Origin of the sequence: Luteimonas sp. S4-F44, from assembly GCF_022637415.1 — a bacterium.
GTDB lineage: Bacteria > Pseudomonadota > Gammaproteobacteria > Xanthomonadales > Xanthomonadaceae > Luteimonas.
Window position 1 is genome coordinate 1,361,444 of sequence record NZ_CP093340.1, and the last position, 20,006, is coordinate 1,381,449.

At 68.2% G+C, this 20,006-nt stretch carries 16 protein-coding genes and 1 tRNA gene; all 17 read left to right on the plus strand.

Features of this window, described 5'->3' with window-relative positions:
* Positions 1–3 precede the first annotated feature (3 nt).
* A complete protein-coding gene (nuoF, locus tag MNO14_RS06190; protein WP_241945848.1) occupies positions 4–1,371 on the plus strand; it encodes an NADH-quinone oxidoreductase subunit NuoF in 1,368 nt (455 codons plus the stop codon).
* Between the two features lie 103 nt (positions 1,372–1,474).
* Positions 1,475–3,706, plus strand: coding sequence for an NADH-quinone oxidoreductase subunit NuoG (gene nuoG, locus MNO14_RS06195; protein WP_241945849.1), 2,232 nt, complete (start codon positions 1,475–1,477; stop codon positions 3,704–3,706).
* Positions 3,703–4,833 carry an NADH-quinone oxidoreductase subunit NuoH gene (gene nuoH / locus MNO14_RS06200; protein ID WP_241945850.1) on the plus strand — a complete coding sequence of 377 codons (1,131 nt, stop codon included), beginning with the start codon at positions 3,703–3,705 and terminating at the stop codon, positions 4,831–4,833. The genes nuoG and nuoH overlap by 4 nt, the downstream gene beginning before the upstream one ends.
* Positions 4,833–5,321, plus strand: a complete 489-nt coding sequence (gene nuoI / locus MNO14_RS06205; protein ID WP_183426500.1) for an NADH-quinone oxidoreductase subunit NuoI — start codon at positions 4,833–4,835, stop codon at positions 5,319–5,321. Before nuoH ends, nuoI begins: the two co-directional genes overlap by 1 nt.
* Positions 5,322–5,324: 3 nt before the next feature.
* Positions 5,325–5,978 (plus strand): NADH-quinone oxidoreductase subunit J, encoded by a 654-nt coding sequence (locus MNO14_RS06210; RefSeq protein ID WP_183426499.1) that lies wholly within the window; start codon positions 5,325–5,327, stop codon positions 5,976–5,978.
* A complete protein-coding gene (gene nuoK, locus MNO14_RS06215) occupies positions 5,975–6,301 on the plus strand; it encodes an NADH-quinone oxidoreductase subunit NuoK (protein ID WP_183426498.1) in 327 nt (108 codons plus the stop codon). The genes MNO14_RS06210 and nuoK overlap by 4 nt, the downstream gene beginning before the upstream one ends.
* Before the next feature lie 7 nt (positions 6,302–6,308).
* Positions 6,309–8,441: an NADH-quinone oxidoreductase subunit L gene (gene nuoL, locus MNO14_RS06220; protein ID WP_241945851.1), complete on the plus strand. Its 2,133-nt coding sequence runs from the start codon at positions 6,309–6,311 to the stop codon at positions 8,439–8,441.
* Between the two features lie 13 nt (positions 8,442–8,454).
* Positions 8,455–9,966, plus strand: coding sequence for an NADH-quinone oxidoreductase subunit M (locus MNO14_RS06225; protein ID WP_241945852.1), 1,512 nt, complete (start codon positions 8,455–8,457; stop codon positions 9,964–9,966).
* A gap of 28 nt (positions 9,967–9,994) precedes the next feature.
* Complete coding sequence (gene nuoN, locus MNO14_RS06230) at positions 9,995–11,458, plus strand: NADH-quinone oxidoreductase subunit NuoN (protein WP_241945853.1); 1,464 nt, start codon at positions 9,995–9,997, stop codon at positions 11,456–11,458.
* Positions 11,459–11,794: 336 nt separating this feature from the next.
* Positions 11,795–11,974: a hypothetical protein gene (locus MNO14_RS06235; protein ID WP_241945854.1), complete on the plus strand. Its 180-nt coding sequence runs from the start codon at positions 11,795–11,797 to the stop codon at positions 11,972–11,974.
* A 79-nt stretch (positions 11,975–12,053) separates the two neighbouring features.
* Positions 12,054–12,233, plus strand: coding sequence for a hypothetical protein (locus MNO14_RS06240; RefSeq protein WP_241945855.1), 180 nt, complete (start codon positions 12,054–12,056; stop codon positions 12,231–12,233).
* A 56-nt stretch (positions 12,234–12,289) separates the two neighbouring features.
* Positions 12,290–13,492, plus strand: a complete 1,203-nt coding sequence (locus MNO14_RS06245) for a hypothetical protein (RefSeq protein WP_241945856.1) — start codon at positions 12,290–12,292, stop codon at positions 13,490–13,492.
* A gap of 136 nt (positions 13,493–13,628) precedes the next feature.
* Positions 13,629–15,962: a type 2 lantipeptide synthetase LanM gene (locus tag MNO14_RS06250; RefSeq protein ID WP_241945857.1), complete on the plus strand. Its 2,334-nt coding sequence runs from the start codon at positions 13,629–13,631 to the stop codon at positions 15,960–15,962.
* Entirely contained in the window at positions 15,959–17,224 is a 1,266-nt protein-coding gene (locus MNO14_RS06255; RefSeq protein ID WP_241945858.1) for a cupin domain-containing protein, read from the plus strand. The genes MNO14_RS06250 and MNO14_RS06255 overlap by 4 nt, the downstream gene beginning before the upstream one ends.
* Before the next feature lie 158 nt (positions 17,225–17,382).
* Positions 17,383–17,459: transfer RNA gene (locus MNO14_RS06260), tRNA-Met, on the plus strand.
* A 220-nt stretch (positions 17,460–17,679) separates the two neighbouring features.
* Positions 17,680–18,303 carry a ribosome maturation factor RimP gene (gene rimP, locus MNO14_RS06265; protein WP_241945859.1) on the plus strand — a complete coding sequence of 208 codons (624 nt, stop codon included), beginning with the start codon at positions 17,680–17,682 and terminating at the stop codon, positions 18,301–18,303.
* An 8-nt stretch (positions 18,304–18,311) separates the two neighbouring features.
* Positions 18,312–19,823: a transcription termination factor NusA gene (gene nusA / locus MNO14_RS06270; RefSeq protein WP_183426489.1), complete on the plus strand. Its 1,512-nt coding sequence runs from the start codon at positions 18,312–18,314 to the stop codon at positions 19,821–19,823.
* The last annotated feature ends 183 nt before the right edge of the window (positions 19,824–20,006 follow it).

Sequence of the window (20,006 nt, forward strand, 5' to 3'; positions counted from 1 at the left end):
GACATGGCACATCACCATCCCAAGTCTTCCGAAGGCTACGGGCCCGTCGGGCCTGCGCCCAAGGAACACCAGGCGGTCTACACCACGCTGCATTTCGACAAGCCGTGGAGCTACGAGAACTACCTCAAGACGGGCGGCTACAGCGCGCTGCGCAAGATCCTCGAAGAGAAGATCCCGCCGGCCGACGTCATCGAGATGGTCAAGCAGTCGGGCCTGCGCGGCCGCGGCGGCGCGGGCTTCCCGACCGGCCTGAAGTGGAGCTTCATGCCCAAGGGCGAGATGCAGAAGTACATCCTCTGCAACTCCGACGAGTCGGAGCCGGGCACCGCCAAGGACCGCGACATCCTGCGCTACAACCCGCATGCGGTCATCGAGGGCATGGCGATCGCCTGCTACGCGACCGGTTCGAGCGTGGCCTACAACTATCTGCGCGGCGAGTTCCACCACGAGCCGTTCGAACATCTCGAAGAAGCCACTGCCGAGGCCTACGCCAACGGCTGGCTGGGCAAGAACGTGCTCGGTTCGGGCGTCGACATCGACATCTACAACGCGCTGGGCGCGGGCGCCTACATCTGCGGTGAGGAAACCGCGCTGATGGAATCGCTCGAAGGCAAGAAGGGCCAGCCGCGCTTCAAGCCGCCGTTCCCGGCGAACTTCGGCCTGTACGGCAAGCCGACCACGATCAACAACACCGAGACCTACGCCTCGGTGCCGGCGATCGTGCGTAACGGCCCGGAGTGGTTCCTGAATCTGGGCAAGCCCAACAACGGCGGCTGCAAGATCTTCTCGGTCTCCGGCCACGTCGCGCGTCCGGGCAATCATGAGATCCGTCTGGGCACGCCGTTCTCCGAGCTGCTCGATCTGTGCGGCGGCATGCGCAACGGGCACCGCATCAAGGCGGTGATCCCGGGTGGCTCGTCGATGCCGGTGCTGCCGGGCGAGACGATGATGGGCCTGACGATGGACTACGACGCGATCCAGAAGGCCGGGTCGGGCCTGGGGTCGGGCGCGGTCATCGTGATGGACGAGACCACCTGCATGGTGCGCGCCTGCCAGCGCATCGCCCGTTTCTACTTCAAGGAGTCCTGCGGCCAGTGCACGCCCTGCCGCGAGGGCACCGGCTGGATGTACCGCATGCTCACCCGCATCGCCGAACACAAGGCGACCGTCGACGACCTGCAGATGCTGCGGGCGGCTGCCGGCCAGATCGAGGGACACACCATCTGCGCGTTCGGTGAGGCCGCCGCGTGGCCGGTGCAGGGCTTCCTGCGCCACTTCTGGGACGAGTTCGAGTACGCGATCGTCAACCGTCGCTTCCTGGTCGACGACCAGCGTAACGGTACGGTGGTGTCGAAGGCGGTGGCCGCATGAGCGCAGCACGTCTCCAACTCCCCGGCCGCATTCGCGCCTTGCGCGAACGCGTCCAGCCCCTCGACTCGAGAGGCGTTGTCGCTATGACGAAGAGTGTCACCGCATGAGCGCGCAGCCTGTAAACCCGAACCTGCCGCCCGACCACGTCACCGTCTTCATCGACGGCGTCGAGCTGGCCGCGCCCAAGGGCTCGATGATCATCCAGGCCGCCGACAAGGCCGGCATCGCGATCCCGCGCTTCTGCTACCACGACAAGCTGGCGATCGCGGCGAACTGCCGCATGTGCCTGGTCGAGGTCGAGAAGAGCCCGAAGCCCGCGCCGGCCTGTGCCACGCCGGTGATGGACGGCATGAAGGTCGCCACGCGCAGCGAGAAGGCGCTCAAGTCGCAGCGCAACGTGATGGAGTTCCTGCTGATCAATCATCCGCTCGACTGCCCGATCTGTGATCAGGGCGGCGAGTGCGAGTTGCAGGACCTGTCGCTGGGCTACGGCCGCTCGGTCAGCCGCTTTTCCGAGCGCAAGCGCGTGGTGCCCGACGAGGACCTCGGCCCGCTGGTCGCCACCGAGATGACGCGTTGCATCCAGTGCACGCGCTGCATCCGCTTCACCGCCGAGATCGCCGGCACCTACGAGCTGGGCGGCATGCAGCGCGGTGAGAACCTGCAGATCGGGACCTACGACGGTAAGCCGTTGACGACCGAACTGTCGGGCAACGTCATCGACGTGTGCCCGGTCGGCGCGCTGACCAACAAGGTCTTCCGCTTCCGTGCGCGGCCGTGGGAACTGATCGCGCGCGAGTCGCTCGGCGCCCACGACGCGCTGGGCAGCAATCTGTTCCTGCACCTGCGCCGCGGCGAAGTGATGCGCGCGGTCCCGCGCGACAACGAGGCGGTCAACGAGTGCTGGCTGTCGGACCGCGACCGCTATTCGCATCAGGGCCTGGCGGCCGAGGACCGTGCGCTGCACCCGCAGATCAAGGACGGCGGCCAGTGGCGCGAGGCGACCTGGGACGAGGCGCTCACGCGCGCGGCCCGGATCCTGCGCGACAACCCGGCCGACGAACTCGGCATGCTGGTGCACCCGGCCACATCGAACGAGGAGGGCGCGCTGCTGGCGCGTTTGGCCGATGCCCTGGGCTCGGGCAACCTCGACCACCGCATCGCCCAGCGCGACCTGTCCGACGGCGCCGTCGCGCAAGCCTTCGCGATGCCCGTCGCCGAGCTCGACAAGGCCGACGCGGTGCTGATCGTCGGGTCCAACCTGCGCCATGAAGTGCCGCTGCTGCACCATCGCGTGCGCCAGGCATGGAAGCGCGGCGCGAAGGTCTACGTCGTCAACCCGGTCGATTTCGAGTTCACCTTCGACATCGCTGACAAGGCCATCGTGCCGCCGTCGCGCATCGCCGAGACGTTGCAGGTCACCGAGCTCGCCGACGCGCTGCGCGGTGCCAAGCATGCGGCGATCATCGTCGGCGCACAGGCAGAGACCAGCGCGCACGCTGCCGACATCCGCAAGGCCGCGGCCGCGCTGGCGCAGTCGACCGGCGCCGCGCTGTGCCGGATCCCTCAGGGGGCGAATGCGGTTGGCCTGACGCGTGCCGGCGTGCTGCCGACCACGCGCGATGCCAACGCGATGCTCGCCGAGCGTCGCGGCGCCTATGTGGTCTACGGCATCGAGCCGGGCCTTGACTTCGCCGATCCGGCGCAGGCGATGCAGGCACTGGGTGCGGCGCAGGTCGTGGCGTTCAGCCAGTTCGCGTGCGACTCCACGCGCAGCGTCGCCGATGTGATCCTGCCGATCGGCGCGCTCGCCGAGATCGACGCCACGCTGACCAACCTCGACGGACGCGAGCAGTATGCGACCGCCGCCGGCAAGCTGCCGGGCGATGCCCGGGCGGGCTGGCGGGTCCTGCGTGCGCTCGGCGGCGAGTTGGCGGTGCCGGGCTTCGAGTTCACCGATCTGGCCGGCCTGCGCGCCGGGCTGCAGCCGCGGACCGTGACGGTGGCGGCCTCTGTGGTCCCGATGGTTGACGGCGACGGGCTCGAACTGGCGGTGACCCAGGCGATCTATCGGGTCGATGCGCTGACCCGTCGCGCCGCGGCGCTACAGTCCCATCCGCTGACCCAGGGTCCGCGTATCGCGCTGCATCCCGATGACGCCTCGGCGCACGGTGTGGCCGACGGCAGCATGGCCAAGGTCAGCAACGCGGTGGGTACCGGCACGCTGCAGGTCGCCGTCGACGACCGCGTCGCGCCCGGCGCGGCATGGGTGGAATCGGGCTACGGCGCCACCGCGGCGCTGGTGGCCGGCAAGGTCAAGGTGGTGGCGGCATGAGCATGTCCACAGCAAGCTCTCTGCAAGCCGGCGTCACGAACACCGCCACGCTGCTCGGCGATCTGACCGCGCCGCTGCACGACGCGCTGCTGTCGCTGGGCGGCATCGGCTTGGTGCTGTGGATCGTGCTCAAGATCCTCGTGATCGCGATGCCGGTGATCATCGCCGTGGCGTTCTACGTGGTCTGGGAGCGCAAGCTGATCGGCTGGATGCACGTGCGTCACGGGCCGATGTACGTCGGCATGGGCATCTTCCAGGCCTTCGCGGACGTCTTCAAACTGCTGTTCAAGGAAGTCATCCAGCCGACCAACGCGCAGCGCGTGCTGTACGTGCTGGCGCCGCTGATCACCCTCGCGCCGGCGTTCGCGGCCTGGGCGGTGGTGCCGTTCGACGCGCAGCTGGTGCTGTCGAACGCGAACGCGGGCCTGCTGTATCTGCTGGCGATGACCAGCCTGGGCATCTACGGGATCATCCTGGCCGGCTGGGCGTCGAACTCCAAGTACGCGTTCCTGGGTGCGATGCGCGCCTCGGCGCAGATGATCAGCTACGAGATCGCGATGGGTTTCGCGCTGGTCGGCGTGATGGTCGGCGCCGGGAGCCTGAATCTCAGCGAGATCGTCATGGCGCAGTCCGGCGGCAAGGGCCTGTTCGACTGGTTCTGGCTGCCGATGCTGCCGCTGTTCGTGATCTATTTCGTGTCCGGTGTGGCCGAGACCAACCGCGCGCCGTTCGACGTCGTCGAAGGCGAATCGGAGATCGTCGCCGGCCACATGGTCGAGTACTCGGGGTCGGCGTTCGCGCTGTTCTTCCTCGCCGAGTACGCGAACATGATCCTGATCAGCTTCCTGACCTCGACGTTCTTCCTCGGCGGCTGGCTGTCGCCGTTCCAGGGCTGGTTCGACGGCGTGCCGGTGCTCGAATGGCTGGCGGTCGACGGCTGGTGGTGGCTGTTTGCGAAGGTGTTCTTCTTCGCCAGCTGCTTCATCTGGTTCCGTGCGTCGTTCCCGCGCTACCGCTATGACCAGATCATGCGGCTGGGCTGGAAGGTGTTCATCCCGATCAGCATCGGCTGGATCGTGGTCACCGCGTTGATGGCGTACTTCGGCGTATTCGAGGCAGGGCAGTGATGGGCAAGTTCGTTGCATGGTTCAGGAGCCTGCTGCTGCTCGAATTGCTCGGCGGCATGGCACTGACGTTCCGGTATCTGTTCCGGGACAAGTACACGCTGATGTATCCGATGGAGAAGGCGCCGCAGTCGCCGCGCTTCCGCGGGCTGCACGCGCTGCGCCGCTATCCCAACGGCGAGGAGCGCTGCATCGCGTGCAAGTTGTGCGAGGCGGTGTGCCCGGCGCTGGCGATCACGATCGATTCGGAGCAGCGCGCCGACGGCACCCGCCGCACCACGCGCTACGACATCGACCTGTTCAAGTGCATCTACTGCGGGTTCTGCGAGGAATCGTGCCCGGTGGATTCGATCGTCGAGACGCACATCCACGAGTACCACTTCGAGAACCGCGGCGAGAACATCGTGACCAAGCCGCAGTTGCTGGCCATCGGCGACCGTCTCGAGTCCGAGATCGCCGAACGCCGCGCCGCCGACTCCGCGTACAGGTAAGCCATGGACCTCGCCCTGATCTTCTTCCTCGTCTTCGCCGCGACGACCGTGATGTCCGCGGTTGCGGTGATCAGTGCCCGCAACCCGGTGCATGCGGCGCTGTTCCTGGTGCTGACGTTCTTCTCCACCGCCTGCACCTGGCTGCTGGTCGGCGCCGAGTTCCTCGGCATCGCGCTGGTGCTGGTCTACGTCGGTGCGGTGATGGTGCTGTTCCTGTTCGTGGTGATGATGCTCGACATCGATGTCGCACCGCTGCGGGAAGGCTATGTGCGCTACCTGCCGGTCGGCCTGATCGTGGCGGTGGTGATGCTGCTCGAAATCCTCGCGTTGATCGGCGTGCGCAGTCGCATGACGCCGTTCGCGGTCGATGCGGTCGACGCGGCCGGAGTTTCGAACACGGTGTGGCTGGCCCGGCGGCTGTTCACCGACTTTCTGCTGCCGTTTGAGGTCGCTGCGGTGATCCTCACCGTCGCGGTGATTGCTGCGGTGACGCTGACGCTGCGCCGCCGGCCGGGCGCCAAGCACCAGAACCCGGGCGAGCAGGCGCGGGTGCGTGCCAAGGACCGCATGCGCGTGGTGAAGATGGACGCCGTGCGTCCGGTGGTCGAGGCCCCGGCCGATGCCGGCGACCTGCCGACCGAGGGAGAAGCGAAATGACCGAGTTGTTCGGAACCGGCCTGTCGCTGGGCCACTACCTGTCGCTGGGCGCCGTGCTGTTCTGCATCTCGGTGGCGGGCATCTTCCTCAACCGGAAGAACGTGATCATCCTGCTGATGTCGATCGAGCTGATGCTGCTCGCGGTCAACGTCAACTTCGTTGCGTTCTCGCGCGAGTACGGCGACGCCGCCGGTCAGATCTTCGTGTTCTTCATCCTGACCGTGGCCGCGGCCGAGGCCGCGATCGGCCTGGCGATCCTGGTCACGCTGTTCCGCAACCGGCGCACGATCAACGTCGCCGAACTCGACACGCTGAAGGGCTGAGCCGGGCATGGAGTACACCATTTCAAAGGGCATCCTGGTCGCGATCGTTCTGGCTCCGCTGCTGGGCTCGATCATTGCCGGCCTGTTCGGACGCCAGGTCGGGCGCACCGGCGCGCACGTGGCGACGATCGCCGGCGTGGCGATCAGCTGCGCACTGTCGGTCTACACGCTGTGGCAACTGCTGCAGGGCGCCGCGCCGTTCAATGAGAACGTCTACACGTTCTTCGAGGTCGGCAACTACTCGGCGCATGTCGGCTTCCTGGTCGACAACCTGACGGCGATGATGATGGTCGTGGTGACCTTTGTGTCGCTGCTCGTGCACCTGTACACGATCGGCTACATGGCCGAAGACCCGGGCTACCAGCGCTTCTTCAGCTACATCTCGCTGTTCACCTTCTCGATGCTGATGCTGGTGATGGGCAACAACTTCCTGCAGCTGTTTTTCGGCTGGGAAGCGGTGGGTCTGGTGTCGTACCTGCTGATCGGCTTCTGGTTCAAGAAGCCCAGCGCGGTGTTCGCCAACATGAAGGCGTTTCTGGTCAACCGTGTGGGCGACTTCGGCTTCCTGCTCGGCATCGCCGGCGTGCTGTACTGGTTCGGCAGCCTCGACTATGCGACCGTGTTCGCGGCCGCCGACACCACGATCGGCGGCGGCCAGACGGTCGAGATCATCAGCGGCTTCGAGTGGTCGGTGGCGACGCTGGTCTGCATCTGCCTGTTCATCGGCGCGATGGGCAAGTCGGCCCAGGTCCCGCTGCACGTGTGGCTGCCCGACTCGATGGAAGGCCCGACCCCGATCTCGGCGCTGATACACGCCGCCACAATGGTCACCGCCGGCATCTTCATGGTGGCGCGCATGTCGCCGCTGTTCGAGCTGTCGGAGACCGCGCTGCAGTTCATTCTGTTCATCGGTGCGACCACGGCGTTCTTCACCGGCCTGATCGGCATCGTGCAGAACGACATCAAGCGGGTCGTCGCGTACTCCACGCTGTCGCAGCTGGGCTATATGACGGTCGCACTGGGCGTGTCGGCGTACTCGGCCGCGGTGTTCCACCTGATGACGCACGCGTTCTTCAAGGCGCTGCTGTTCCTGGCGGCCGGCTCGGTGATCATCGGCATGCACCACGAGCAGGACATGCGCAAGATGGGCGGCCTGCGCAAGTACATGCCGATCACGTTCTGGACCAGCGTCATCGGTACGCTGGCCCTGGTGGGCACGCCGTTCTTCAGCGGCTTCTACTCCAAGGACACGATCATCGAGGCGGCCAAGCACGCCGGCGACGGCGGCTGGGTGTACCAGTACGCGTACTGGTCGGTGCTGCTGGGCGCATTCGTGACCTCGTTCTACAGCTTCCGCCTGCTGTACATGACGTACTTCGGCAAGGAGCGCTTCCGCGAGGCGCACGCCTCCGATGCGCATGCTGCCCACGATGCGCACGGCCAGGAGACGCACCACGAGCCGCTGGACGACGACGGGCACGGCCACGCGGTCGCCCACGCGCACGACGACGACCACGGTCATGGCGCGCATGAACCGCACGAGTCGCCGTGGGTGGTCACGCTGCCGCTGATCCTGCTGGCGATCCCGTCGATCCTGATCGGCTACTTCACCGCCGGGCCGATGCTCTTCGGCACCGACTGGAGCGGCCACCATGCGGGCAACGGGTTCTTCGACGGCGTGATCCACGTGCTGGCGTCCAACGACGTGCTGGCGACGCTGAAGGAAGAGCTCTGGCACGGCCCGGTCGGGTTCGCGCTGCACGGCTTCCTCGCCCCGGCGTTCTGGCTGGTCGTGGCCGGCTTCGTGCTCGCCACGGTGATGTACTGGTGGAAGCCCGAGCTGCCGGCCAAGGCCGCGCGCGTGTTCGCGCTGCCGATTCGGGTGCTCGAGCGCAAGTACTTCGCCGACGACCTGTGGATCGGCGGTTTTGCCGGTGGCGGCGTCGCGCTGGGCAAGCTCTCGCGCGTGTTCGACACCAAGGTCATCGACGGCCTGTTCGTGAACGGCTCGGCGCGCGTCGTCGACCTGGTCTCGGGCCTCGTCCGCCGGCTGCAGTCCGGCGCTCTCTACCACTACGCATTCGCGATGATCGTCGGCCTGATCGTGCTCCTGGCCGTCCTCATCAAGTACTGGCGCTGACGGAAATACCCACGTGTCGAACTGGCCTCTTCTCAGTCTATTGATCTGGCTGCCGATCCTCGGCGGCGCCTGCGTGCTCGCCTTGGGCGATCGCCGCGCCGATGCCGTGCGCTGGGTGTCGCTCGCGGTCGCCGTGGCGGTGTTCGTGCTCAGCCTGCCGCTGTTCACCGGCTTCGATTACGCGAATGCGGGGATGCAGTTCCTCGAGCGCCGCGAGTGGATTCCGTCGCTGGGTATCGAGTACCACCTGGGGGCGGACGGCATCTCGGTGGCGCTGATCATCCTGACCACGCTGACCACCGCGCTGGTGCTGATCGGCGCCTGGACCTCGGTCAGCAAGCGCGTGCACCAGTACTACGCCGCGATGCTGATCCTCGAGGGCATGATGATCGGCGTGTTCTGCGCCGTGGACGCGATGCTGTTCTACGTGTTCTTCGAGGCGATGCTGATCCCGATGTTCATCATCATCGGCGTGTGGGGCGGTCCGCGGCGCGTCTATGCCTCGGTCAAGTTCTTCCTCTACACCTTCCTCGGCTCGGTGTTCATGCTGGTCGGGTTGATCTACCTGTACCTGCAGGCCGGCAGCTGGCAGCTGCCCGACCTGTATGCGGTGCGGTTGTCGGCGACCGAGCAGACCTGGCTGTTCTTCGCGTTCCTCGCCGCGTTCGCGGTCAAGGTGCCGATGTTCCCGGTGCACACCTGGCTGCCCGATGCGCACGTCGAGGCGCCGACCGGCGGCTCGGTGATCCTAGCGGCGATCATGCTCAAGATCGGCGGCTACGGCTTCCTGCGCTTCAATTTGCCAATCACCCCCGACGCCGGCCACGAGTGGGCGTGGCTGGTGATCGCGCTGTCGCTGATCGCGGTGGTCTACGTCGGCCTGGTGGCTCTGGTCCAGCAGGACATGAAGAAGCTGGTCGCGTATTCCTCGGTTTCGCACATGGGCTTCGTGACCCTGGGCGTGTTCATCGCTTTCGCGCTGGTGCGCGACGTCGACGCCGGCGATGCAGCCCGCCTGGGCCTGCAGGGCGCGATGGTGCAGATGGTCTCGCACGGCTTCGTCTCGGGCGCGATGTTCTCGTGCATCGGCATCCTGTACGACCGCATGCACACCCGAATGATCAAGGACTACGGCGGCGTCGCCAACGTGATGCCCTGGTTCGCGGCCTTCTACGTGCTGTTCGCGATGGCCAACTCGGGCCTGCCGGGCACCTCTGGCTTCGTCGGCGAGTTCATGGTGATCCTGGCCGCGTTCCAGAACCATCCGCTGATCGGCTTCTTCGCTGCGATGACGCTGATCATCGGCGCCGCCTACACCCTGTGGCTGGTCAAGCGCGTGCTCTACGGCGAGGTCGCCAATGCGCACGTCGCCGCGCTCAAGGACATCAATGGCCGCGAGGCGCTGGTGCTGGGTGTGTTCGCCGCGGGCACGCTGCTGATCGGTGTCTACCCCAAGCCGCTGATCGACCTGATGGAGCCGTCCATCGCGCAACTGGCGAACGTGATCGCCGCCAGCAAGCTGTGAGTCCATATTCAATGAGAGCCGTGCCGCGATGATTTCCGCTCCGATGACGCCCCCCGTCCGCACGCTGGCCGAGCTCGGCCCGATCGTGCCCGAGCTCGTCGTGATCCTGGGCGCGTTCGCGCTGCTGATGCTCGACCTGTTCCTCGACCCACGCCGCCGTATCGTCACCCATGCGCTGGCGGTGGCCACGATGCTTGGCGCGGCCGCGCTGATCGCTGCCGGCATCGGCGGCCACGGCACAATCCTGGCCGACATGTTCGTCCGCGATGCCGGCGCCGATGTGCTCAAGGTCGCCGGTCTGATCGTCGGTGCGATCGCGCTGGGCTACGCATGGCCCTACCTGCGTGAGCGGGGCCTGTACCAGGGCGAGATCCCGGTGCTGTTCCTGTTCACCAGCGCCGGCATGATGCTGCTGGTCTCGGCCAACAACATGACGATGGTCTACGTCGGCCTGGAGCTGTTGGCCCTGTGTTCGTACGCGCTGGTGGCCTGCGACCGCGACAACCCGCTGTCGTCGGAAGCGGCGATGAAGTACTTCGTCCTCGGCGCACTGGCCTCGGGCATGCTGCTGTTCGGCATGTCGCTGATTTACGGTGCGACCGGCACGCTGTCGCTGACCGGCATCGACCAGGCGGTCGGTGGGCTGGTGGGCGAGGGGCGCGTGCTGTTGCTGACCGGCATGGTGTTCGTGCTGGTGGGCATCGCGTTCAAGTTCGGCGCCGCGCCGTTCCACATGTGGCTGCCCGACACCTACCACGGTGCCCCGACCCCGATCGTCGCGTTCATCAGCTCGGTGCCCAAGCTGGCCGCGTTCGGCATGGCCTGGCGCCTGCTCGACACCGCGCTGGGTCAGGTGCACGACCAGTCGCAGCTGCTGCTGGCGCTGCTCGCGGCGCTGTCGCTGGCGGTCGGCAACCTGTTCGCGATCGCGCAGACCAATCTCAAGCGCATGCTCGCCTACTCGACGATCTCGCACGTCGGCTTCCTGTTTCTCGGCCTGGCTGGTGGCGGTGAGACCGGACATGCGGCGGCGATGTTCTACGCGATCAGCTACGCGATCATGTCGGTCGCCTCGTTCGGCGCGATCGTCATGCTCTCCCGCGCCGGCTTCGAGGCCGATCGGATCGACGACTACAAGGGGCTGAACCAGCGCAGCCCGTGGATGGCCGGCCTGGTGCTGTGCATCATGGCCTCGCTGGCCGGCGTGCCGCCGTTCCTCGGCTTCTGGGCCAAGCTGGTGGTGCTGCAGGGCGCACTGGAAGGCGACCTGCTGTGGCTGGCGATCGTCGGCATCGTGTTCGCGGTCATCGGCGCGTTCTACTACCTGCGCGTGATCAAGGTCATGTACTTCGATGCGCCCAACGCCGCGCCGGTCGCGCAGCGCCCGGGCCCGCTGCTGCGCATCGTGTTCGCGATCAATGCGCTGGCGCTGCTGGGCCTGGGGCTGTTCTGGAGCCCGTTGATGGCGTGGTGCCAGCAAGCGTTCGCCTGATCGCGGTGCTTGATTGCCAGGGCCGCGCCTGCGCGGACCATCGAAGTGTTCAATGCCGGCCGGGTCTTCGACCCGGCCGGCGTCGTTTGTGCACCTGCTCGCGTGGGGACGGTCGCAGACCCGCACCTGGGCGATGCGGAGGCGAAAGGGTGGGGGTGTGACCGCTGTCATGGGTCGCGCATGTGTGCGGCGCATTCATTTGCATGGCTTCGCTGCGCCGTGTTACCCCGGAACCGCCCGTCGATGACGGCGGGCCGGTGCGACTCGACTCGCCGGATCCGCCGGTGATCGCAAGGACGCGCCGGGCTGTCACCCAACCGAGCACAGGAGACGATCATGGACAAGGTCAAGGCACGCAAGGATCAGGGGACCCGTTGCAATCCGGCTGTCGATGCGAGGTCCAGCCTCGATCGGCTGATCGGGCAGATGCAAAAGCAGGCGCCAAAGGGCACCGCACTCGACAACGCGGGTATCGCGCCGCAGTCGACCTGCTTCCGGACGATTTACTGCTTCTGAGCGCCGCCGCCGTTACCTCGATGACGGCCCGTCACAGACGGCTGGCGAACTGTCATCCCCAACCGCGAAGGAGACGAGCATGAACAAGGTCAGCGCAAGCAAGGAGCGGGACGCCGCCCACGATCGGGCAGGCGATGCGAAGTCGGCCCTCGATCATCTGATTGGGCAGATGCAGAAGTCGGCACCCAAGGGCACCGCACTCGACAACGCCGGCGTCGCGCCGCAGGCCAGCTGTTCGCGCACGATCTACTGCGTCTGAGTGCAGCCGCCGCACCCGGCGGGCGACGCCCGCCGCGTGCGGCTCTCGCATCGGCCATGGAGACGGCAGCGGCGCGGGCGCAGCCTGCCCAACTGGACTGGAGTCGTCTGGCGTCTTGCCATCGCAGCGAGACGCCCGGCTTGTTTCGCGTGGTCGCGCCCTGGTCGGCCGACGCGGCCTATCGCCTGGCGATCGCAATTTGCAGGCCATCGCGCGCGGGCATCCGCTTTTTCACGCTGCCCGCCGTGCGCTTCTTCGTCGGCCAGGCAGAGATCCGCGCGCCGGGCGCGCTGTTGCCCGACGAGCGGGATGTGTCGGGCGAAGACTATCTGCGTCGACTGCAGGCCTGGGCACCTGACGAGGCGGTATCGCTGGAGATCGAGGCGCCGCTGATCGCCGATGTCGCGGCGTGGATGCGCGTCCGGAACTTCCTGTGGGCCTGGTGTGCGCATCTCGGCTGTCCTGCACGGCCGATCGTGGCGCACCTGCTGCTGGGCCGGTATCGCCGGGAGGCGATCGCGCATCGGGACGCGGCGCTGATCTTTCCGTTGTCGGGTCAGGTGGCGTTGACCTGTGCGCGCAGCGGACACCAAGTCGCGGTCGCGGGTGCCGGCGCGCTGCTGTATCGCCCGTGCGGCGAGGCTTGGCAGGAGACCGGCGACGCGGGCTGCATCGCGCTTCGTTTGACCATGCCCCGGCACCGCGTCGGCGCGACTCGCGAACTGCTCGATCTGTTCGCGTCCCTGGTGCCGACCGAACGCCCGGACGGGGACGCCGTGCCGTCGTTGCCGGTCCGCGGCACAGGCGCCGATGGCGCGCTCGAGTTGCCTGCCATGCTCGCGCGCAATGCAGACGCGCTGGGCGCATGGGTGGCCGGCGCGTCGGCCGACCTGGCCGATTCTGTGCATCGTCTGGCCCGGGCCAGTGCGTGCGCACTGGAGCCGGTCCCCGGTCGTCTGGCGTCGCCCACACTGGCATCAGGTGATCGTGTTCGCACAGTGCCTGGCGCGCGGATTCTCGAAGTCCCGGCCGGCGCGGGTGCGCGGCTGTGGGCGGTCAACGGCCACACGCTGGCCGTTGACGACACCCCCGCCAGTGGCGCATTGCGGGAAACGCTTGCCCGCGGTGGCGCCTGGTCGGTCGACGCCCTGTGCGGCGCCGATGCCGTGCTGCGCACAGTGCTGGCGCAACTCCAGAGCGTGCGTGGCGTCGTGCCGGATGGCCCGGCCGCCGTCGGCAATCGTGACGGGGAGCCCTGAGGCCTTGGCCGGTCGGACGGGCGCGCGCGCCAGGCGCATTCGCGACGCGGTCCATCGCGCCGCGCCACGGGACGTCCTGGTATCGCTGCCACGGTCGGCACGTCCGGTCCGACTGCCGCCCGAGACCCGGGCCTTCGTGCGCAGGCTCGCCCGCGGCGACGCAGGCGCGCTGTTGCCGCCGGTCGCGCGCCAGCGTGCCGACGGACTGATCGAACCGCTGCGCACGTTGCGGGGGGGCGATGATGCGCGATCGCTGGCGGTGGTGCTGGCGAGGCCCGCATTCGCGGCATTCGTCGAGATGCTCGAGACGCTGGGCCCCTGGTGCCGGGCATTGGGACGGACCCATGCCGATCTGTTCGGCGCTCGCGTGTTCGGCCTCGGCAATGCGGCCTTGTTCGCGCCGTTGGTCAGCGAGGCCTTCGTCCGTTGCGCGATCGGCGGTGTCGGCCATCGTGACGAGGTTGCCGAGCGCTGTCGCCTGTTCCGGGCCTTCCTCATACGGTTTGCCGCGCGCCTGCGCCGCGATCTGCAGGCCGGCGTCTTCGGCGATGCGCTGCGCGGCCCCGTCGTCGGGCTGTGGGCCAGCCCCTCGGAAACGCACAATGGCGGCCAGCGGGTGCTGTGCCTGCGCCTGCGCGATGGCACGCGCATCGCCTACAAACCCAGGCCGGTCGATGGCGAGCGGATCTTCCTGGCGGACGCGCCTGTCGACGGGCGCGTGTCGATCTTCGCCTGGCTCAATGGCCTGGCGCCGGTGTCCGGGCCGGTCCGCCTGCCCACGTTGCGCGTATGGCGCGGCGTCGGCCGCGATCGCTGGACCTACAGTTGGCAGGACTGGGTGGAGCGGCCGCGCGACTGGGGCCTGCTGGACCCGCAGGCGCGTCCGGCGATCGAAGGGGCGCGGTTGTCGCCACGCGCAGTGCGCGCGTACTGGCGCTCGGCCGGTGCCTTGGGTGTGGCCTGCCAGGTGGTCGGCGCGACCGACCTGGGGGAGAGCAACGTGCTGTGCGGGGTGCGGTCGGGTGCGCGCGATCCCATGCCGCATGTCGTCGATCTGGAAGTGTTCGGGTGCCGGATGCAGCGAATGACCGGCACCGGATTGGTCGCCTCGCCCGCGCACCGCTGCGGGGGCCACCCGGCGTTCGCGTCCCGGCTGCGGCCCGACGACGTCGAAGGGCCGGCCGCAGCGTTCTTCGTCGCGCCGGGCGGGACGTTGCGGTTGCGGCGCCCGACGGCTGCATGGGCGCGCCGCGAGAGCCGTGCCGCGGTGGCCGATGCCGTCGGCAACATCGGGCCGGCGCGCCAGCTGCCGGCGATGCTGCGCGGCATGTTCGACACGTGGACCTGCCTGTTGCAGCATCGCCAGGCGCTGCACGCGCGCCTGCGCGCCTCGCTGCAGGGTGGCTGGGTCCGTGTCCTGCCCAAACTCACGTCGACCTATGCGCGCGCACTCGAGAACGGCGCCGACGACGGGAACCCCGCCAACGTGGGGGTGCCGCTCTGCGAGGAGGAGCGCACGCAGCTGGCGCGTGGCGACGTGCCGTACTTCTTCGCCCCCCTCGACGGTGGCGCCCCGCGCGCACTGGCGGCGCCATCGTTCTCACGCGCGCGGCGGGTCGGGCCGTTGTCGGTCGAGGTGTCGTCGCTGTTGCCCGACCTAGACGGATTGCTGGCCCAAGAGCTCGACTTCGTCGATCTGGCGACGTTGATCCACGATGTTGTCGCGCACGCGTTCCCCGAGCTGGGGCGCGATGCGCCCGACACATGGCGCGACGGCGCCGGCTGGCGGCTGCGCGACCCTGCGCTCGGCGTGGACCTGCGCATCCGCAGCATCCACGCCGGCAGCGCGCATTTCGACTGGGCCCAGGCCGGTTGCCGGGTGGCCTACCGCTGGAATCGCCAGCGGATCGAAGTGCGGGCGCTGCCGTTGCCCGCCGACCCGCCACGCCTGCGCGCGGTCGGCCGGCGCTTGCTGGCGATCCAGCGACTCGATGGCGCGCTGCGCCGGCAATGGGCGGTCGACGGGTTCCGCGATCGCGAGACCGCGGCGCGTCTGCGGACACTGACGCAGACCGCCTTGGCCTGGCTCGAGTCCGTGCTCGACGCGCACGGCTGGCCGACGGTGGCCCGGGTCGGCCCCCGTGCCTGCGAGGCCGCGGTGACGCTCGCCCAGCATGCCGATCGCCGTGACGCGACGCTGCAGCGGCGATGCCTGGCGCTAGTGCACGCCGCCGCGGTCGAAGGCGACGTGCCGCTGCGTCACCTCGCCTATCTGACCGACGCGGTCTGCGTGAACGCGGGCCACAGGCAACGCTATGGGACGAAGTTCAGGCGGCGACAGGGGACGCTTGTGCCGTATCCGCTCCAGTCGCCGACGCAGGTCGATACCTGGCGGCGACAGATGGGCCTGCCGCCGCTCGCCGAGTATCGGGCGCTGCTGCACCGTGTCTACGGGGGAGGAGGGGAATGAAGGCCATGCCCTATCTGCAAGCGCAGGGACCGGTCGACTGGGCGCAGTTCGTCGCGACGTGCTGGGACCGCCGGCCGGTGGTATTCCGGGGGCACGGCGCGGCGCCGTATCCGTTGGACGCGGCGCTCGCGGCAGCGGCGTCTGCCGCGCGCACGGCCGACGGCGACGAGCGGGCCTGCCGGTTCGTGCTCGACGATCGTCAGTTCCGGCAGCCCGGGGGCTGGTTGCCACAGCCCGAGGACGCCACGTTCGAACGGTATGCGCAGCGGATACTGCGCGAGGGCGGCGGGCGCGGCTATGCGCTGATCGTCAACGAGTTCCACCGACACGATCCGCACATCTGGGAGGGCGGGCGGCGTTTCTTCCAGGGCTTGTTCGCGCAGGTCGGGCTGCCGTCGACCGGTGCGATCACCACGCTGTTCCACGGCAACTACGAACGCACGCCGGTGGGGGTGCATAAGGACCGGTTCGCGACCTTCGTATTCATGCTGCAGGGGCGCAAACGCATGCGGTTCTGGCCGACGCGTCCCTGGCAGGACGCGGTGGCGACGCGGGTCGATTACGCCGAGCATCTGGCCGACTCCTTCGCGATCGAGGTCGGGCCGGGCGATCTGCTCTACTGGCCCGCGGCGTACTACCACGTCGGCGAAACCCTCGGCGCTGAGGTGGCGACCAGTGTCAACGTCGGGATCCCGCGTGAAGGTCATGCGCTGCTCTACGACTTCGATGCGATCGTGCGCGCGGCCGATGCGGTGGATGCGCAGGCCACCGCCGCGGGTGATCCGTGCGAAGACGATACGGGATCGACCGACGAAGTCGCCGGGGCCCTGGCGACGGTCCGGCGCCTGGCCACGCCGGCGGCGCTGCGCAGCGCCGCCTCGGCCGGCTATCTGGCGTTGCGTACGGGCGGCGGTTTCGTGCCGCCACCGCCGGTGTCGCCTGTGGCGCCGTTGCGCGCGCAGGGGCGATGGCGGCTTGCCGACCCGGCGTTTCCGCTTGCCTGGATGCATGACGGCGACAGTGCATTGTGCGGCGCGGCCGGGCATGTGCGCCGCGTCGAGGGCTTCGACGACAGGGCTGCGGCGCTGCTGCGCCGCTTCGATTCGGGGGGCGGCGTCAGCGTCGCCGACCTGCTCGCGCCCTTCGCCGGCACCGCGTCCGAGGCATCGACGGCTGGCGCCACGCTGCAGCAGACGCAGGCGCGGGCATTGCTCGAATGGCTGGTATCCACGCGCGCGCTCGCCTGCGTATCGGCGCTCTAGTGCAAGACGATGGCGTGGGCCCCAGTGCTTGCGTTATGATGCGCCCGCGGTTGGTCGTGACCTGGGTTCGCCCACACGATCGAGCGATGCGAAGCGGGATCTGCCAGGGTGTTCTGGCTTGCAATTCCGCACCGCTCGCTTCATAATCGCTCTCCTGATGCGGGGTGGAGCAGTCTGGCAGCTCGTCGGGCTCATAACCCGAAGGTCGCAGGTTCAAATCCTGCCCCCGCTACCAAATTTTTCGCGTCGATGATGGGTGTCCGCAAGGGGCCCGAAAGCGAAAAGTCTGGGCTTGCCGAAGCTCCTGCTTCGCTTCGGCGCCGACATCCAGTGGTATCGGACAAGGGGCCCGTCGGGCCCCTTGTCGTTTTCCACGACCGCAAAACCGACGCGCGCGTCGGCAGGTCGTCGAAGTGCAGGCGATCGGACGCGATACCGGACAACGCGAGGGACGAGTGGCGGACAAGGCGACACAACTCAAGACGATGCTGGCGGCGACGGTCGAGTCTCTCGACCTCGAACTGCTGGGCATCGAATACCTGCCGGCGCCTGGTGGCGCGCTGGTGCGGCTGTATATCGATGTGCCGGCCACCGACACGGACGCCGCCCAAGGCGAGGCGGCCGACGGCGAGGCCGGGCAGGGCGTGACCATCGAGCATTGCGAGGCGGTCAGCCGCGAGGTGTCGGCCCAGCTCGACGTCGAGGACCCGATCAGCGGCAACTACACGCTCGAGGTGTCCTCGCCCGGCGTCGACCGGCCGCTGTTCGAGGCCGCGCATTTCGCGCGCTTCGCCGGCCAGACCGCGAAGGTCGGCCTGAAGCTGCCGCAGGACGGACGCCGCCGCCTGACCGGCCGCATCGACGCGGTCGAGGGCGAGACCATCACGTTCGACGTCGACGGCACGCCGTTGACGGTGCGCATGGACAACATCGACAAGGCGCGGCTGGTCCCCGACTGGGCCGCGCTGGGCCTGGCGCCGTCGAAGGACAAGAAGGGACGCGCCGCCGGTGCGGCCCGCAACGCAGACAACACATCACGTGACAACAAGCGGCCGCGCAAGCCGGCCGGTGCGGAGTGAATGAAAAGATGAGCAAGGAACTGTTGCTGGTCGTCGATGCGGTCGCCAGCGAGAAAGGCGTCCCCGAGACCGTGATCCTGGAGGCCATCGAGGCCGCGCTGGCGACTGCGGCCAAGAAGCGCTACGTCGATCAGGACGTGCTGACCCGCGTGGCGATCGATCCCAAGGACGGCAGCTACGAGACCTTCCGCCGCTGGGAGGTCGTGGCCGACGACGTGGTGATGGAATCGCCGGATCGCCAGATCCGCCTGATGGACGCGGTCGACGAGGCCGACGGCGTCGAGGTCGGCGACTACATCGAAGAGCAGATCGAGAACGTCGATTTCGGCCGCATCGCAGCCCAGGCCGCCAAGCAGGTGATCGTGCAGCGCGTGCGCGAGGCCGAGCGCCAGCAGGTCGTCGATGCCTGGAAGGACCGCGTGGGCGAGTTGGTGACCGGCGTGGTCAAGCGCGTGGAGCGCGGCAACGTCTACGTCGACCTGGGTGGCAACGCCGAGGCGCTGATCCAGAAAGACAAGGCCATTCCGCGCGATGTCGTGCGTGCCGGCGACCGCGTACGCGGCTACCTGTACGACGTGCGCAGCGAGCCCCGGGGCCCGCAGCTGTTCATCAGCCGCGCCGCGCCCGAATTCATGATGGAACTGTTCAAGCTCGAGGTGCCGGAAGTCGGCCAGGGCCTGGTCGAGATCAAGGCCTGCGCCCGCGACCCGGGTGACCGCGCCAAGATCGCCGTCGTCGCCTATGACACCCGCACCGATCCCATCGGCGCGTGCATCGGCATGCGCGGTTCGCGCGTGCAGGCGGTGTCCAACGAGCTCAACGGCGAGCGCGTGGACATCGTGCTGTGGTCCGACAATCCGGCGCAGTTCGTCATCAATGCGATGGCCCCGGCCGAGGTGCAGTCGATCGTCGTCGACGAGGACAAGCACTCGATGGACCTGGCGGTCGCCGAGGACAAGCTGGCGCAGGCGATCGGCAAGGGCGGGCAGAACGTGCGCCTGGCCAGCCGCCTGGCGGGCTGGCAGCTCAATGTGATGACCCAGGACCAGGTGACCGCGAAGTCGGAGGCCGAACAGGCCGCCGCGCGCCAGCTGTTCATGGACAAGCTGGAGGTCGACGAGGAAATCGCCGGCATCCTGGTCTCCGAGGGCTTCGGCACCGTCGAGGAGATCGCCTACGTGCCGGTCGGCGAGCTGCTCGCGGTCGAGGGCTTCGACGAGGACATCGTCGAGGAACTGCGCTCGCGCGCCCGCGATGCGCTGCTCAACGACGCGCTCGCGGTCGAGGAAGAAGCCGACGAGAACGCGCCGGCCCAGGACCTGCTGGCGCTCGAGGGCATGGATGAGGACACCGCGTTCGCGCTCGCCGCGCACGGCGTGCGCACCAGCGAGGAGCTCTCCGACCTGGGCGCCGACGAGGTGTTGGAGTTCGGTATCGAGGGCCTCGACGAGGCGCGTGCCGCGGCGCTGATCCTGGCCGCGCGTGCCGAGGAGATCGCACGTCTGGAACGGGAGGGGTGATCTGCCGTCCGGTCGTGTGAAGGCCGGGCAGGACGACCCGAAGTCGTAGTCGGACCGTCGGGACGGCCGCAGTGATGGCGCAGGGCCATGCCGCTCCAGGGGCGCGGTCCTGCCGTCGCCCGGTCCCCCGCTGGCGGTCGCGTTCGGAATGCACCCCATGCAGCGCTAGAATGACAAATCCAC